A 15957-nucleotide genomic window follows, 5' to 3' on the forward strand; every position below is an offset into this window, starting at 1 on the left:
GTTATCTCTCAATCATTTTCGTCCAGAAGCCGCCTTTGAATTGTCTTGGCTCGTGGGAAATAACGAATGCCCGCGGCGCTTCTGCCGCTATGCTGTCCATCAGCTTTTTCTCGTTGCTCCTCTTCACGAGTACTTGCATGACCAACCGTTTGCCGTCCCGGCCATCCGCAGCCCAAGACGTCACGCCATAGCCGAAGCTTCTTAGCTTGTCCGGCAGCTTGGTTTCAACCGAATTGGTGATCACTTGAACGACGGAATAGCCAAGCGCCATATATTCCTCTATCCGGCTTCCCAGATAGACGCCCGCGCCGAAGCCGAGACAATAAGCAGCCATATTTACAGGATTGGATAGGTTCTGAAGAACCAGGTTCAAGCCCGCCAAGTAAATAAAAACCTCGAACATCGCAAGGAGGGACGCCGCGCCTCTTCTTCCCTTTATCGAGAAGATAAGGCGCAGCGTAAACAAAGACACGTAAGCGATATTAATGCCGATGATCGACCCGACCAGGAGCAACGTGCTCATCGCTTACTCTCGCGAAGCGATGTAGCGAGGACGCGGCTTCTGACCGGAGTAAGGCTCCTGAAGTTTATTTTCCTTACTATTATAAACAAGAAAAACGTTGCTTCGCGGATCTGGCGAAATGTTGCTGTTAGAGCCGTGCATCGTATTGCAATCGAACAAAACGATGGAGCCCGCTTTGCCGGTAATCGTATGGATTCCGCCCTCCTTGCTTAACATCTCCAGACTATCCGGATCGGGAACGCCGTATTCCTGGCGGCGAAGCGATTGCTTGAAATGGTTATCGGGCGTCCTCCCTACACAGGAAATAAATTTCGTGTGGGATCCGGGAATGACCATCAAAGGTCCATTATGCTGAAAGTTATCCGTGAGTGATATGGAGCAGCTGAACGCACGCATGGAAGGCATTCCATCCTCCACATGCCAGGTCTCGAAATCGGAGTGCCAATAAAATTCTTTACCCGTAAAGCCCGGTTTGAAATTAATGCGGGATTGGTGAATATAAGTATCGGAGCCCAGCAAATAATTCGCAATGGCTACGAGCCTCGGGTGGGCAGCAAGCTGCTTTAAACGTTCATTGTTGTCATGAACAGCGAAGACCGACCGCACTTCTCTGCTCTCCGGCTCCAATATGACATGCTCCGCTTCTTCCTCGCGGTATACGTCGTTTAGCTTTTTCAATTCGGACCGCCATTCGGACAAATCCTTTTCCGAGAAAAATGAATCCAAAACCAAGAAGCCGTTTTTCTCGTAAAAATCGGATTGCTCTCTGCTCAAAGGACTTTGCTCCGACCATTCCGAATAGAGAACGGCATCCTTACGCTTCAACACTGCCGGCTTATCCTTGACTCTGGAAGGATACTTATCTTTTGCACCTTGTTTTACCATTTTCTCTTCATTTGCGATTGGATTCATAGCAATCACTCCTCGTAGATTGGGATTAGTTGGCTTCTACTAAAGGATAAACACCGTCTGCGTCATGCACTTCATCGCCCGTTAGCGGAGGGTTGAACACGCAGACCATTCTCATTTGACTGTTGGCACGAAGCAGATGCTTCTCGTGGCCATTGAGCGCATACAGCGTTCCCGCTTTTATCGGGTACGTTTCTCCTCCGACGACCTCTATTTCGCCATCGCCCTCGACGCAATATACGGCTTCAACATGATTGCGATACCAAATAAGGGTTTCGGTTCCTTCTTTAATCAGCGTATCGTGCATGGAGAAGCCCATCCCATCTTTCTTAAGAAGCAGTCTTCGGGAATTCCAGCTTTGCGTATCGATATCGTCCTTCGTTTGAATGACGTCATCCAAATGTTTTACGATCATTTTCCGGACACCTTCCTAATCTTCGTTATGTTGAAATAAGCATTTGCGACATTAAACTTTTACTTCTACTTTGTCCGTTGTCACCACGACTTTGCGGCCAGCTTCATTTTCAGTCACGGTCTTCAGCGCGCGCTCTATGATGGCGAGCCCCTGCTTCAACACTTCGTCCTCTATCGTTAACGGCGGCATAAGCTTCGCTACTTCGTCGAAGGGTCCCGAGGTTTCCATGATCAAGCCGTTATGGAATGCTTCTTTACATACTTTTGAGGCCATCTCCGGTTCATGGAAGCTCATCCCTTGTATGAATCCCATCCCTTTTATTTCGCTTATCCATTCCGGATAGTCCGCCGCAAGCCTGCTCAGGCAAGTATGGATGACGTCGGACTTACGCTTTATTTCCTTTTGAAAAGTATGCGACTCCCAATAACGGAGCGCTTCGGTAGCAGCTACGAAGCCAAGATTATTGCCGCGGAACGTCCCGTTATGCTCGCCAGGACTCCAGATATCATGCTCAGGTTTTATCAGCGTCAGCGCAAGCGGAAGCCCGTAGCCGCCGATCGATTTCGACAAGCAGACGATATCCGGTAGAATGCCCGAATCCTCGAAGCTAAAGAAGGTTCCCGTACGGCCGCAGCCCATTTGTACGTCATCGACGATGAGCAGCATTTGATGCTTGCGGCAAATCTGCTCCACCTTCCGCAGCCAAGACGCGGAAGCGCGATTAAGACCGCCTTCGCCCTGCAAAGTTTCCAATATAACCGCTGCCGGCAGATCGATTCCGCTGCCCGGATCGTCGAGAAGCTTCTCCAGCATCGCTGACGTATCTATCGAGTCTCCGAAATAGCCATCGTACGGCATAAAGGTCGTGCCGCTTAAAGGCAAGCCGGCGCCAGCTCGTTTAAACCGATTGCCCGTTGCAGACAGGGATCCTTGCGTCATCCCGTGAAACGCGTTCGTGAAACAAACAATATTTGTTCTGCCCGTCACTTTACGCGCTGTTTTCAAAGCACTTTCCACCGTATTCGTACCTGTAGGGCCTGGAAACATCACCTTATACTGAAGTCCCCGCGGCTCCAGAATCGTCCTATTAAACGTTAAGAGAAAGTTTTCTTTCGCTTTCGTAGCCATATCCAAGCTATGAGCGACTCCGTCCTCCAGCAAATAATCGATCAGCTTTGTCCGAATGCGGGAATCATTGTGCCCGTAATTCAATGCTCCTGCCCCTGCAAAGAAATCAATGTAGCTTTTGCCGTTTACATCCTGCATTTTTGCATTGCTTGCCGTCGTAAATACGGTTTGAAAGCTGCGGCAATAGCTGCGCACCTCGGATTCCATTTGGTTAAAAACGTTCATGTTATTTGTTTTATCCTGTATGTGATCCATTTTAAAACCTCCCCGTTTGTAGTTAGAAATTACCAGGTCTAGCGCCGGTCTCTAAGCGGACCAATTCGATACAACAGCTCTGGCTCATGGTTCATCCCTTCGGGAAAAAGGTTTTGCCCGTAATGTTCAACTACTTTACATTCGGTTCCGTGTTCCCCCGCTAGTCCCGTAAATAGCTTTCCGGAAGGAATATTGTCTGGCCCGACGGTCGCTTCAACAAAACGGATATGCTTATTTTCTTTACGGTCCAATAGCTCCTGCAGCATGGCTTTGGCTATCCCTCGTCCCCTTGCATGCTCATTGACGGCAACCTGCCAAACAAAAAGGGTATCTGACTTATCGGGTCGCCGATAAGCTGACATAAAGCCGATAATCTCCGTGCTCCTGCAGGCGACTGCACATGTTTCTTTAAAAATATCGCAAAGCATGATGTAGCAGTAAGAGGAATTCAAGTCCAGCGTACCTGCTTCCTTTATAAGCCGCCAAACGGCTGATCCGTCGCTTTCTGTTGTCGCGCGTACTTGAATGGCTTCATTCGCAAAAATCTTCAACCTTTACACCTCCCTTATAGCAGCAGCTTCATAGGCCATTCGTTTATAAAAATCGTTTCAAAAAAGCTTGCAGCCGTTCGCTTTGCGGATTAGTAAAAATGTCCTCGGGAGTGCCTTGCTCGACGATAAGTCCATCCGCTCCGAATACAACGCGATCCGCTACCTCGCGGGCAAATTCCATTTCGTGCGTAATAAGCATCATCGCCATTTGACCTTCATCGGCAATTTCTTTAATTACGAACAATACTTCGCCGACAAGCTCCGGATCGAGAGCGGATGTTACTTCATCGAATACCATGACCTTAGGCTGCATGACTAGCGCTCTTGCAATGGCAACCCGTTGCTTTTGTCCGCCGGACAGCTGCGAAGGATAGACTTGTAGCTTCTGGTCCAGCCCAACCTTGCGAAGCATCATGATCGCCTGTTCCTCCGCCTCTTCCTTCGTAAGCTTAAGAACGGAGCGCGGCGCCATGGAAACGTTGTTCAGCACACTCATATGCGGGAAGAGGTTGAAATGCTGAAATACCATTCCTACTTTGCTGCGCATTTTTCGCAAATGCTTTTCATTCGCGCGGATCCGTTTCCCCTTCAACTCCGTTTGCCACAACGGCTCGTCATCGATCAATATCGTCCCTGATGTCGGTTCTTCCAGTGTCATTAACATGCGGCCCAGCGTAGTCTTACCGGAACCGCTAGGGCCAATGAGGGCGATTTTTTCACCCGGATAAATGTCTAAATCGATTCCTTTAATAACATGCAGATCGCCGAAACTTTTCTGTATCGATTGATAACTAACTATCGGATTCGGCTTTGCCGAAGCTGCATGCAGGGATGACGGTTCAATGTGAAGCGTGCTTTCCGGTTCGGTCATAAAACTCTTATCCAGCTGTGCATTCATCGTTTTCCTCCTCCCCCGGGATTCTCTCTTTGCGACAGACGATTCTCCAAACGGCGTACGCCGATTGAAAAAATCAAGCTGACGACTAAGAAGATGAGACCGACAATGGTGTAGGGCTCAAAGACGCGGTAGGAAGCAGATACTTCAGTTTTCGCGGTCAGAAGAAGCTCCACAAGCGTGATAGCCATCAAGGTCGGCGTCTCTTTAAAGATCACGATTAAATAATTGCCCATCACCGGGACAACAGGCGGCAGTGCTTGCGGCAAAATAACAGATAGCCATGTCTTTCTCTTCGATAAATGAAGCGCCGTTGCTGCCTCCCACTGTCCGCGGGGTACCGCATCGATACCGGAACGGAATACTTCGGACATATAGGTGCCGTAATGGAGACCAAGCGCGATGACGCCCGTTATAAACGCCGACATCGCGAAGGACGTAAGCATCGGAACGCTGAAATAAAGAAAAAAGACTTGAACGAGCAGCGGCGTGCTGCGGATAAATTCAACGATCGCACGGGAGGTCCATCTAATCGGCCAGAAAGCCGAGCGGCCGGCAAGCGCGAATAGAAGACCGAAAACGATCGAAAGCGTGAACCCGAGAAAAGCAGCGCCTAATGTAACGGGAAAGGCTTTTAGAAAAACCGGAAGCAGCTCTATAACATAATCCCAATTCCACATTTTCTTTTCACCTCCAAACCGTAAGCTTGCGCTCAAGCAAGCGGGCCGTTACGGAGATGAAGGACGATAGCACAAAGTAAATGAGTAACAGTAACCCGAATATGTGCGGCGTCCAAATGTAATAGTTATTCCTCAATATCATCGCTTCGAATGTTAAATCAGACAGCGTAATAAAGTATACAAGCGATGTCGACTTCAATAATTCGATCATTAGGTTGCCGAAGGGCGGTATCATTCTTGCAGCCGCCTGGGGCAAAATAATACGAACCATTCTTTTGTTTCCTGATAAATTCAGCGCAATGCCCGCTTCATGCTGCCCCTTTGATACAGCAGCAATGGTGCTTCTCACGATCTCCGCACCATAGGCGCCTACATTTAATCCGATGGCCAGCACCGCCGCCATAAGCTTGGAAAGCTCAATATCAAGAAATGGCAGTGCGAAATAGACCCAAAATAATAGAACCAGCAAGGAACAGGCCCGGAAAATTTCTACGTAACCTTTAGCGAACCCTCTAACGAACACATATCGGGATATGCTGCCAAGACCCGCCGCTATGGCAAGCAGCAATGAAACGATCGCAGATAATAGGGCTACTTGAATGGTAATAATCGTGCCGTCAAGCAATAAAGGCAGCCATTCGAGCAATGGCATGTTCATCTCAAGCCTTGCAGAGCTGTTTAGCTGTAGCATCCTGTGGAAGCTCCTGCTCTGTGAATCCGAATTGTTTTAAAATCTCCAGCAGCTCGCCGGATTCTTTCATTTTGTTAAGCTCGGCATTATACGCCTCTTGGAAGGCCTCGTCGCCAAATCGAAATGCAGTGGCGCCGTAACCGCGAACGCTCTCACCATCTACAGTAGGCTGCTCGAAATTCATGACGCGTTCCAATCCGCTATCATTCGCCGCATCCAGACGCGATTGCAAAGCAGGTCCTGTCATGGTCATTGCATCGGCGCGTCCCGATTGCAGTGCGCTGATAGCCGCATCCTGATCGGGCACTTGAAGCAGCTGTTCCTCCGAAACGCCGGAAGCCTTCAAGTAATCCACTTCGATTGCTCCAGCCATAACCGCTACCTTCGAATCCGGCTGCTCCGCTATCGCTTCATAGCTGTTTAATCCAAGCGGATTTCCTGCTTTAACGGCTAGCGCCTCTCCTATGCTGTATTCCGGATCTGCAAACAATACGGCTTCACAACGATTTTCATTAATGAACATGCCGGCCGTTATCAAGTCAAATCGCTCGGCTTGCAGCCCCGCAATCAAAGAGGTGAATTCCGTCAATTCCCCTCTTAATTCTTCAATCCCCAGTCGTTTCAAAATAACGCGTGCAATCTCCACCGCTTCCCCCGTTAATTCGCCGCTCTCGTTTTTATAGGCGTACGGGTTCTCATTCGCGAAGCCCACTGTTATGTACCCCTGTTCCTTTGCTTGTGACAACGTATCCGTTTCTCCACCGTTGTTGTTTCCGCATGCGGCTAATAACAGCATCGGCATTGCCAATAAAACGGCTAAAGCTTTCTTCACGTATTCCCACATCCTCTTCCTGTATTTTCGTGCTCCTATAAGGCTAACATCTATTTCCAGAGAGGTCATTTCCAGAATAGAGTGATAATTCAGCAAATATGAGGCTCTCCTTATGAGAAGGAAGGTCACCCGGCGGATTCAGCTAATTCCTCCCATATACTCCCACATCATAGGGAAGACGGCAGTTTAAGAATCCGGCGAGGTATGTTATATAAGTTTTATTTATAATTTTACTGCAGTGCTTTTCAAAAGAGATTCATCCGATCGGAAGATCGTAATTAGCCGGTTATCAGAACGTATCACTCCGTAAAAGGCCGATATTTATTATAAATCGTTATAAATTATTAAACGTGGCCAAACCGACAAAAAGAGCCGTATTTGTCGAAATTCCGCAAACAGGCTCTTCTAATTATTGACCGTATTTAAACCATTTTCTATAATAATAAAGTCTAATCGGCGATGGAGTTCGCCATAACCGCGTTAACGCTAATGGCTCCTACCAGTCTTATTTCTGCTGGTAGGAGTTTTTTTTATTGTCGAACCGAAGGAGCGATTTTTATTGAGCATACTTATTAAATACATAACAAAATGGTTCTTGATTGCAGGGATCGTCGGCGTGGCGGCAGGCTCGGCCTCTGCCTTTTTCCTTGCAAGCCTCGAATGGGTAACAGAAGCGCGGACTACAAGCCCTTGGCTGCTCTGGCTTCTTCCGGCCGGAGGCGATTAGCTATGAAGCGCTCGGCCTATACGAAGCGCAGAAATCGAAGTAGCTTCGTCTCATCGATCGCATAAAAAAAAGGCCCGCTTCCCTTCGAGGGAAACAGGCCTTTCGTTTCTTAGAAATAGACGATATAAATGACTGCCGCGAGTACAATGCGATAAATCGCAAACGGTACAAGCTTGATTTTGTTAATAAGCTTCAAGAAGTAACGAACCGAAACAATGGCAACGATAAATGCGCTTATGAAGCCTGCTATGAAGAACGGTAAAGTTTCAAGCGTGAAGTATTGCCAGTTTTTCACTATAGATAGTGCACTCGCTCCCGCCATAATCGGCACCGCCATAATAAACGTAAAATCAGCAGCAGCGCGATGGCTCATTCCGAGCAGCACCCCTCCCGATATCGTCGAGCCCGAGCGTGAAAAGCCCGGCCATAACGCAAAGCATTGTACAAGGCCGATTGTTAGCGCCTGCTTGTACGTGATCTGGTCAACCGACTCCACCTTCGGCTTAGCCGGTCTTAGTTTATCCGCGATAATCATGAACACAGCGCCAATGACGAGACCGATCAGCACCGTTTCAATCGAGAATAAATACTCATCGATATAATCCTCGAGCAGCAAGCCGAACACAGCTGCGGGAATAAGGCCGACGATAACATGAGTAAGCTTAAGCTTGCTTTGTCGTTCGACATTAGCCTTACCTGTTTCCTTCTTGCCGATGCGGAGACCAAGCAGCTCAATAAAGCGGTCACGGAAAAGAATGACAACCGCTAATATGGAGCCGAGCTGAATGACGATTTTGAATGTATTCGCAACATATTTCGTCAAAAACTGCTCCGATTGGAGCCACATATCATCGACAATGACCATGTGCCCCGTGGACGATACGGGAGCAAACTCCGTCAAACCTTCCACAATTCCTAAAATAATCGCTTTTAATAGAGTTAAAAAATCCATGTGCAGTGTAATCTCCTAACTTTAAGAATGGTAGAAAAGACAATATTGAACAGCTCGAAACAAATCATATCATAAAATGACCGCTCTGCAAAATCAGCAAGCTATAAAACATCCTCAACCGATCAACCGAAGCGTTGGCGATATCCGCATTTGCGGCAAAGCTCCTCGACCGCTTCTCGTCTCGAGAAGCCGTCGTACAGTTTAGTCGATCGTTCATTCTCAATGATTTCCGAGAAATGAGTATCATGTATATTGCCTAAATTGATGACGCCTTCCCCGTCCAGGCAGCAAGGAATGACCGTGCCGTCGATCAGAATCCCCGCTTGATTGCGAAGCGCATGACAGAAGCCCTTGCCGTTATACTCGGCCTCCTTCAAATCCGGCCATTTGAATTCGGGATCCTGATTTAAATAAATGCGTTCGGCGATTTTTACGCCTGAGCCAGGAATGAACTTTTCTTCTATTTTGTAATCAAGATTGAATGCTTTCTCAATCATGCCCAGCAGCTCGCGGTTTTTATTTTTCTGCTGATTCGTTTCGTTGTCCATATCCAAATTCCATAGCCGGAACGATATAATCATGTTTGTGCTGGCTGCGGCATCATTCACGAAAGATAGTATCTCTGCCAAATAACCCTCTTTATTCGTAGAGCCGGCATGGCCGTCAAAGCTGTGCAGCGAAAAATTGATTTGCCTGAGCGCAGGCTTATTCAGCAGCTTTGCTTTATTTTTCGTAATGAGCGTCCCGTTGGACGTAATGTTCACTTTAAAGCCCTTCTCATGGCTGATGTCGAGCAGTTCATCGATCTTCGGATGAAGCATCGGCTCGCCCTTTACATGAAAATAAATATAGTCCGTGTGCGGTTTAATTTGATCGAGCGTTTTTCTGAAATTGTCTACGCTAATAAAACCTTTCGCACGCTGCGTAGGGGGGCAGAAGCTGCATGAAAGATTGCATATGCTGGTCGTCTCTATATAAAACTTTTTGAATTTTTTCATCTGCGTAAAACTCCGTTTCCTCTGACAGCTGTCAGAATCAGCCTCTCAATCTTCAGCCGTTCCAGGCCATTCAAACTTTATTATACAACGCCAAGCCAGCAACTGACAAAAAGGAATAACCGGCAGCAGCCGTTTATTCCCTTATCTCATCGCGCAGCGGTTGTATACCGACCGGAATGTACGCCGGGTCAGCCGCAATAAAGGTCGCCTGAAAGGATCCCTCGTAGCGAAAAATTTGACCGAAGGCCGGATTGCGCACATCGACCGTAATTTTGCAGCAATCTTCCCGATCATCATACCATTCGTTGACTTCCGCGCTTCCCGTACATAATCGAGGAAAACGAAATTGGAGCTTGCCCTCGTAGAAGCGCTGCTCGCCTGAGCGAATCCGGATCCCTCCGTTAGGAGCCGCAGAGATGTCCAAATCGACGGCTAAATGCTGCATGTTTCCCAAATAATCGACGATTTGATCCCGCTTCTTGCTGTAAATCATCGTCGCGTCAAATTGTCGGACAGCGCGTTGAAATTTATATTTACGTATCCAAGTAACCGTCTCTCGTCCGTAGCGGTCCCGATAAGCAAAGTTCTCAATCGAGAAAGGAATGTTGCTGCCTCCCTGCGGAAACATAATATGACGGAACGTCCCGATATACAAAGGGAGGGAAACGAGCTTGTTATACCAAATTCGCTTCATCACCCCATGTCCGATGGACGCCTTCCGATCCTGGCTGCTAAAACCGAAACGCTGCTGAATGCGAGGATGAAGCTTATGAAAGTCCTGCCCTAATGCCTGTTCGTAAATGGATTTCAATTCGATGACCTCCTGTTCGTCCGGTCCTTAACCAGCTGTCTTTTGCATCGGCTAGCCATCGGCAGATGACGTATCGTCCATTTTTTACGATGCCAGTAGGCAGTCAATAGACCAAAGCCAATCTCTGCGAGCCCGAGCAGTTGAACCATTATCTGTTCTTTGCCTTCAAACCACCCTAATGAACTCAAGATAGAGAGCTCTCCAGCTTCGGGAAATAATAGCTTAGGAACCAGTCCCTCATAACACCACAGCAGCATCAATAGAAGGACGCAAGCATAATGTACAAGCGCTCTCTCTGCGATGATGGAAGGCGGTACTCGGTGCTCCAGCCAAATTCGCAGCCGGTCAAAGCTCCAAGCTGTTGCATAGCCAAAAAGCGGTCGAAATACATAGCGATCGAGCAGCCGCCCTGCCAGACCGAAACGTGTTTTGTAATCATATAAGGTTATAAATGTAACCTTGTTCCCGTTCTATTTGTATTTCCAATAACCGCCGCCTTGTCTGATTAAAAAGAGGGGCTGTTCAGAAGAAAAGGTTAGAGTGGATAACCTTTCATCTGCATTAGATTGCCCCTGAACCCCCGACTCCCCGGTGCCTTCTATTTTTAAGCCAAAACCGATACGTGTCACATATTGAAATTTCTGCACATCGTCTTCAGTTGCGCGCGGCAAATATTGAATATCCGAGAAACGAAGATCCCACTGCTCATGAAGCTCCGGTGTTTGCGTATGCTCCCAAAGCTCCGCAAGAGATGCACCCATATCCAGCTCGACATAGATCGGTTTACTTTTCAAACTAAAGCCCCCCTACTCCACTGCGTGTATGCCATTTTCTAGAAATCTTGCCTTCACATCAGGTGCGGGCATGATACATAGATCTGTCTTGCCAAACCGTTGGTAGCGATGATGGGCGATCCAGTCATAAACACGATTTCTCCAAGCAGCTGGAACCAGAATGAGGATAAATAACAGCGGCCAGAGCCTATTCAGCTTACGAAACACTCGCAGCGCTGCTGCCGATTTTGTATAGTAGCGTCCATCCTGCACCATAACGAATGTATCGTAATCGTCAAGCGATAAGTGTCCTTCCATAAGCAGCTTGCGTCCGGCTGGCGATTGAAGCGATGCAAACTGAAAGTACATGCCTGCATCCCGTTTTGCCACAAATCGAGTTATTCTGCTACAGAGAAGGCACTGTCCGTCTATAAGCAGCACCGCGGTATTCTGTTCGTTTAGATGCGAACCTTTCATGCAATCATCACTTTCCTCTCGGATTAATTGTAAGCTCAAGCGTAGTTACTCCGGCAGTTCCAACTTTCGTAGAACGATAAACAAAGGGGTGCTACGAAACGTAGTCCCCTTTGTTTATCGTTCTTCATGATTATTTCATTCCTTGTCTTCCCGTTGAAATAATCATCTCCGGCGCACCTTCTCAACAGCTTCCTTGCTGTTGTTCTTGATGCTGCATCATGCATTGATCGACCAGCAGATCGAGCCTCGCCGGATTTTCTTTAAGAATAATGTCCTTCATTTGGCTATGGATTCTTGTAACTAACTCGAGCATATGTTTGGAGGCGTTTGTTACAATTTGCATCTGCTGCCTCGACGGCTCGTCTGTTTCGGGAAACATTGCTTACAAGTTTTCCGTGCTTATCGATATTTTTCCGATTTCGTTCTTGATCGTATGATTGAGCATCGTAGTGCCCGTACTGACGGCCTTCATCGTGCTTTCCAGCGGATCGCGCTCGAATCGGAGCTTCACGCCGAGCACCCCCGTACACAAACGTGCATAACAAAGCAAGCGCCAGCGAATAAACGATAAACACCAAGATATAATTAAAAAATTCAAAATCGGGTGATACCGCCTTTGCAACATAAATAAAAATAAGGACGCCGAGTAAGGTGGGAACGATAATAATCGTCGTAATGAAACGGTTCCGCTTCCGTCTCTTATCACGCTCTTTCCAGAACGAAACCGTGAGAAGAAAGCAGGAAATGAGATAATAAGGCGCGCTCCATAAGAGCAGTCCTGTGAAAAACAAAGGTTTACTCGTCGATAGCGTGACGATAACAGCCATCACGGCTATAGGGAACAGAAGCCAAAGCTTTATTTTCCGCTTCGATTGGATAGATAGAGACACCCTTGTATAGAGGATGCTAAATATAAGTACCGAATAAGGTGTTAAGGTATAGTTGAAAAATTGCAAAATATCGGCGGTTACGAAGAAATCCGCGTTCTGAAACGAATCGGATAGTCCTCCGATCGACGCGCTGCTTAAGAAATAGGCCGCCCATCGATTGGTTTCATTCCTTCGGTTGTTAATCATGACGATGAGAGCTGTTGTTAATAGAGCAATGAAATAAAATATCATGCGTAGCTACCTTTCTGCCATCAATGGTGCCTTTATCCTAACATATTTGGACATGCTTGCAATCGCTGTTTCCACCATTTACTTCCCCTTTTCGCTCCGTGAGTGTTGACCTTCTAACCGTCATGTACTATAATTAGATGTAACTTAATATGTAAGGTTTTCTAGGGTTCCGCAGCTGCTGCTGGTCTGGTCCGAGGGAAAACACACGGCGCCGCCGTGGACACACGGAGGGACAAAAGCCCGGGAGATATCGATACGATATTTCTCGGGCTTTTTTTTATTTATTCTCTCTACTGTGCATCCTATTCGTAAGAAAAGGAGTGGAAGAGCATGAAGAAAGGACAAAATCAATATTGGCTGCTTGTCGTGATTGCCGCTTGCTTTGAGGTCGTATGGGTGATGGGCCTAAAGCATGCGGAAGACGTGATCTTCTGGGCTGTAACGATAGCCGCTATTATCGTCAGCTTTGCCTTATTGATTTACACAGCCAAGAAACTGCCTGCGAGCACGGCATATGCGGTATTTGTCGGGCTTGGAACGGCCGGTACGGTCGTATGTGAAATGCTATTGTACGATGTTCCTTTCAGGTGGGCGAAAATGGCGCTAATCGCGAGCTTGTTAGCGGGCATTATCGGACTGAAGATGGTCACCCCTGACAAAAGTGAATCCGCCCAATCCAATAATAGCCGAGGTGAACGGACATGAGCTGGTTATTCGTCATTTTAGCAGGGTTATTTGAAATCGCTGGCGTAACGGGAATTGCTCAATTGAATCGCCGTCCTTCCGTACGAACGTTTCTGATTATGGCAGGCGGCTTTGCAATTAGCTTTTGGTTTCTAGCACTAGCCATGAATGAATTGGCAATGGGTACCGCTTACGCGGTTTGGACCGGAATCGGAACTGTCGGGAGCGCACTAATCGGTATCCTTTTTTATAAAGAATCAAAGAGCCTGATGCGTATCGCATTTATGATGCTGGTGTTGGGTTCCGTTATCGGTTTGAAATTAATCGAGTAGTCCGGCTTGGATGAAAAAATCCCAATCCCGCAAGAAGCAAAGGATTGGGATTTTGAGTTCTCGATTAGAATTCGGATTTCGGTTTGCGCGGCTGCGGCTTCGGCTTGTTTTGAACGGCTGGCAAATGCCGCATGCTTCTGAGCATCGGGCCTTTGCAGATCGGACAAGTCTGCTCGGTTGCCGCAAACTCGTCTCTCACCCAAGCTTTGCATTCCGGATTTTTACATTTAAAAATTTTGGTCGCTTTTAATTTCGGTTTATCGTCTTCGTTAGTAGCCACGCTTCTGTTTTCCCCTCTTCATCTCTATACTCATGCCGTTAATTATTTATGTCATTAAATATACAGGAACTACACAAACGGGTTTTGATACAATCACGCTTTTGCCCGTATCCTGCAGTTTGCCGCTCTCTTGATCCACTTTGAACGTAACAATGTTATCGGTGTCCCGATTCGCAGCAATCAAATACCGGCCGTTAGGCGTAAGCGCAAAGTGCCGCGGATGGACGCCGCCAACGGATACATGCTGAACAAGCTTAAGAAGTCCCGACAGCTCATCAATGGCAAACACAACGATACTGTCATGTCCGCGATTCGAACCGTACAGATATTTACCGTCAGCCGATATCGTAATTTCTGCACAGGAATTATCTTCTGCGAAACCAGCCGGCAGCGTGCTTACGTTATCCTTGACCGTTATTCGGCCTTTCTCCGCATCGTATGAAAAGGAAGTAATCGTCGAATCGACCTCATTGATCGCGTAGACATATTCCCCGTTTGGATGAAAGGCCAGATGACGAGGTCCTGCCCCTGGATGAAGAGACACTTCATCTATTTTAATAAGCTTCTGTTTCCCTTCGTCCACCGAATAAGTTACGATGCGATCAAGTCCCAAATCCGATACAAGCAAGTAGCGCCCATCGGGACTGTAAATCGAGGAATGCGGATGCGGGCGGTCTTGGCGCTCAGGATGCCAGCTGCTTCCCGCATGCTGCTGCACGTCGAGCTTCCTGCCTACTTTCCCATCCTCCGCAATGCTGAATAGACCGATCATGCCGCCGTGATAGCTGGTCACCGTCAGATAACGGCTCGCTGCATCACGCTGAATGTGGCAGGTTGTCGAATCAACCGTTATTTCACGATTCATTAGACGGATCTTTCCGCCTGCGGCATCGATGGCAAAAGCAGCTGCCTCACCTATCTTGTTACCTTCCGCGCTTACGGTTTCGGAAATCGAGTACAATAGGCTGCGATCTGCGTTTACGTTAAGAAAAGTGGGATTTTTGAGTCCGGCAAACTCGTCTGTCAACGTTAATGTACCCGTTTCTTCGTCAAAAGCATACACATAAATGCCGCTGTCTTCCGCTTCCGAATAAGAGCCTGCGAATACGAGAAGGCGTTGTCGTTCAACTGTCAAAGTGAATTCCCCCTAAAAAATGTATAAAAAAGTGCTTTCTTCTTTGCTCTGCGATATAAACACCGATTCCATTATAAATCGTCATTCCATTTCAGACAAATCAATTCATACAAACGGAATAGCAGGATTCTTCTCTTCCCAAGCTTTAGTAAGCGTTTCTAAAAACACCTCAGGCGATTGCGCGCCTGAAACCGCATATTTGCGGTCGATGACATAGAACGGAACGCCCCGAATGCCAAGGCGGCTGCCTTCCTCCTCTTCACTGCGCACTGCATCTTCATATTTGTCGGAAGCAAGAACGTCTGCCATCTCTGCAGCATTTAATCCAACTTCAGCTGCCAGCTCGGCTAAACGCGTTCTGTTTCCGAGGTTTATACCTTCCGTAAAATAAGCTTTGAACAGTCTTTCCGATAGCGCCTTATCCTTGTCATACTCGGAAGCAAAATGCACCGCGCGGTGCGCATCGAAGGTGTTAGTAGCAACTGTTCCATCGAAGTTAAAAATAAGTCCTACAGCAGCTGCCTGCTCCGTTACGTTTAAGGTCGTTGCCTTTGCCTGCTCAACGCTCTTGCCATATTTAGCAGCAAGCATACTATACGTGCTGACGTTAGAATTCGGGTCAGCGCCCGGATCAAGCTCAAAGCTGCGAAATACAGTCTCGATCTGATCCTTATGCGCAAATTTCTCAAGGGTTTGCTCAAACTTTCTTTTGCCTATATAACAAAACGGACAAACATAATCCGACCAAATTTCCACTTTCATGCAAGGCACCTCCAAATGATGATTAA

The 15957-nt window shown here is 47.4% G+C and carries 22 protein-coding genes and 2 riboswitches; of the genes, 3 read left to right on the forward strand and 19 right to left on the reverse strand.

Annotated elements, in window-relative coordinates:
* Position 1: 1 nt before the first annotated feature.
* From L1N85_RS07225 to ehuB, 9 genes are read right to left on the reverse strand one after another with little or no spacing between them, the layout of a single operon-like run.
* Positions 2-523, reverse strand: a complete 522-nt coding sequence (locus L1N85_RS07225; protein ID WP_235236588.1) for a DUF2179 domain-containing protein — start codon at positions 521-523, stop codon at positions 2-4.
* A 3-nt stretch (positions 524-526) separates the two neighbouring features.
* A complete protein-coding gene (thpD, locus tag L1N85_RS07230; protein ID WP_235236597.1) occupies positions 527-1435 on the reverse strand; it encodes an ectoine hydroxylase in 909 nt (302 codons plus the stop codon).
* Between the two features lie 25 nt (positions 1436-1460).
* The gene (locus tag L1N85_RS07235) at positions 1461-1847 is read right to left on the reverse strand and encodes an ectoine synthase (protein WP_235236599.1); all 387 of its coding nucleotides are present in this window, start codon (positions 1845-1847) and stop codon (positions 1461-1463) included.
* 51 nt (positions 1848-1898) lie between these two features.
* A complete protein-coding gene (gene ectB, locus L1N85_RS07240; RefSeq protein WP_235236601.1) occupies positions 1899-3230 on the reverse strand; it encodes a diaminobutyrate--2-oxoglutarate transaminase in 1332 nt (443 codons plus the stop codon).
* A 38-nt stretch (positions 3231-3268) separates the two neighbouring features.
* Positions 3269-3781: a diaminobutyrate acetyltransferase gene (ectA, locus tag L1N85_RS07245; protein WP_235236603.1), complete on the reverse strand. Its 513-nt coding sequence runs from the start codon at positions 3779-3781 to the stop codon at positions 3269-3271.
* Between the two features lie 43 nt (positions 3782-3824).
* Positions 3825-4679, reverse strand: coding sequence for an amino acid ABC transporter ATP-binding protein (locus L1N85_RS07250; RefSeq protein WP_268818179.1), 855 nt, complete (start codon positions 4677-4679; stop codon positions 3825-3827).
* Entirely contained in the window at positions 4676-5356 is a 681-nt protein-coding gene (gene ehuD / locus L1N85_RS07255) for an ectoine/hydroxyectoine ABC transporter permease subunit EhuD (protein ID WP_235236605.1), read from the reverse strand. Before ehuD ends, L1N85_RS07250 begins: the two co-directional genes overlap by 4 nt.
* 7 nt (positions 5357-5363) lie before the next feature.
* Complete coding sequence (gene ehuC / locus L1N85_RS07260) at positions 5364-6047, reverse strand: ectoine/hydroxyectoine ABC transporter permease subunit EhuC (protein WP_235236607.1); 684 nt, start codon at positions 6045-6047, stop codon at positions 5364-5366.
* Positions 6016-6849 carry an ectoine/hydroxyectoine ABC transporter substrate-binding protein EhuB gene (ehuB, locus tag L1N85_RS07265; protein WP_268818183.1) on the reverse strand — a complete coding sequence of 278 codons (834 nt, stop codon included), beginning with the start codon at positions 6847-6849 and terminating at the stop codon, positions 6016-6018. Before ehuB ends, ehuC begins: the two co-directional genes overlap by 32 nt.
* Before the next feature lie 476 nt (positions 6850-7325).
* A riboswitch (Fluoride riboswitch) is annotated at positions 7326-7385 on the forward strand.
* A 53-nt stretch (positions 7386-7438) separates the two neighbouring features.
* Here ehuB and L1N85_RS07270 point away from each other — a divergent pair.
* Complete coding sequence (locus L1N85_RS07270) at positions 7439-7606, forward strand: hypothetical protein (protein WP_235236612.1); 168 nt, start codon at positions 7439-7441, stop codon at positions 7604-7606.
* 109 nt (positions 7607-7715) lie between these two features.
* On the opposite strand, the gene L1N85_RS07275 is transcribed toward L1N85_RS07270, so the two are convergent.
* From L1N85_RS07275 to L1N85_RS07305, 7 genes are all read right to left on the reverse strand, one after another.
* On the reverse strand, positions 7716-8558 hold the full coding sequence (locus L1N85_RS07275; protein WP_235236614.1) for an undecaprenyl-diphosphate phosphatase: 843 nt from the start codon (positions 8556-8558) through the stop codon (positions 7716-7718).
* A gap of 122 nt (positions 8559-8680) precedes the next feature.
* Positions 8681-9556, reverse strand: a complete 876-nt coding sequence (locus L1N85_RS07280) for a radical SAM/SPASM domain-containing protein (protein WP_235236616.1) — start codon at positions 9554-9556, stop codon at positions 8681-8683.
* Positions 9557-9689: 133 nt separating this feature from the next.
* On the reverse strand, positions 9690-10367 hold the full coding sequence (locus tag L1N85_RS07285; protein ID WP_235236619.1) for a DUF4166 domain-containing protein: 678 nt from the start codon (positions 10365-10367) through the stop codon (positions 9690-9692).
* Positions 10364-10624, reverse strand: coding sequence for a DoxX-like family protein (locus tag L1N85_RS07290; RefSeq protein ID WP_235236837.1), 261 nt, complete (start codon positions 10622-10624; stop codon positions 10364-10366). The genes L1N85_RS07285 and L1N85_RS07290 overlap by 4 nt, the downstream gene beginning before the upstream one ends.
* Positions 10625-10837: 213 nt before the next feature.
* On the reverse strand, positions 10838-11161 hold the full coding sequence (locus L1N85_RS07295) for a hypothetical protein (protein ID WP_235236621.1): 324 nt from the start codon (positions 11159-11161) through the stop codon (positions 10838-10840).
* 12 nt (positions 11162-11173) lie between these two features.
* Positions 11174-11617 carry a thiol-disulfide oxidoreductase DCC family protein gene (locus L1N85_RS07300; protein ID WP_235236839.1) on the reverse strand — a complete coding sequence of 148 codons (444 nt, stop codon included), beginning with the start codon at positions 11615-11617 and terminating at the stop codon, positions 11174-11176.
* A gap of 284 nt (positions 11618-11901) precedes the next feature.
* Positions 11902-12738, reverse strand: coding sequence for a histidine kinase N-terminal 7TM domain-containing protein (locus tag L1N85_RS07305; protein ID WP_235236622.1), 837 nt, complete (start codon positions 12736-12738; stop codon positions 11902-11904).
* Between the two features lie 150 nt (positions 12739-12888).
* A riboswitch (guanidine-I (ykkC/yxkD leader) is annotated at positions 12889-12987 on the forward strand.
* 81 nt (positions 12988-13068) lie between these two features.
* Between L1N85_RS07305 and L1N85_RS07310 the strand changes: the two genes are divergently transcribed.
* Both L1N85_RS07310 and L1N85_RS07315 read left to right on the forward strand, forming a co-directional pair.
* Positions 13069-13443 carry a DMT family transporter gene (locus tag L1N85_RS07310; RefSeq protein WP_235236624.1) on the forward strand — a complete coding sequence of 125 codons (375 nt, stop codon included), beginning with the start codon at positions 13069-13071 and terminating at the stop codon, positions 13441-13443.
* The gene (locus L1N85_RS07315) at positions 13440-13754 is read left to right on the forward strand and encodes a DMT family transporter (protein ID WP_235236626.1); all 315 of its coding nucleotides are present in this window, start codon (positions 13440-13442) and stop codon (positions 13752-13754) included. The genes L1N85_RS07310 and L1N85_RS07315 overlap by 4 nt, the downstream gene beginning before the upstream one ends.
* A 64-nt stretch (positions 13755-13818) precedes the next feature.
* On the opposite strand, the gene L1N85_RS07320 is transcribed toward L1N85_RS07315, so the two are convergent.
* The 3 genes from L1N85_RS07320 to L1N85_RS07330 form a co-directional block, all read right to left on the reverse strand.
* Complete coding sequence (locus L1N85_RS07320) at positions 13819-14034, reverse strand: cold-inducible protein YdjO-related protein (RefSeq protein WP_235236628.1); 216 nt, start codon at positions 14032-14034, stop codon at positions 13819-13821.
* A 46-nt stretch (positions 14035-14080) separates the two neighbouring features.
* Positions 14081-15169 carry a lactonase family protein gene (locus L1N85_RS07325; RefSeq protein WP_235236630.1) on the reverse strand — a complete coding sequence of 363 codons (1089 nt, stop codon included), beginning with the start codon at positions 15167-15169 and terminating at the stop codon, positions 14081-14083.
* Between the two features lie 105 nt (positions 15170-15274).
* Positions 15275-15931 carry a DsbA family oxidoreductase gene (locus L1N85_RS07330; RefSeq protein ID WP_235236632.1) on the reverse strand — a complete coding sequence of 219 codons (657 nt, stop codon included), beginning with the start codon at positions 15929-15931 and terminating at the stop codon, positions 15275-15277.
* Between the last annotated feature and the right edge of the window lie 26 nt (positions 15932-15957).

The sequence above is a fragment of the Paenibacillus alkaliterrae genome, from assembly GCF_021532375.1.
GTDB lineage: Bacteria > Bacillota > Bacilli > Paenibacillales > Paenibacillaceae > Pristimantibacillus > Pristimantibacillus alkaliterrae.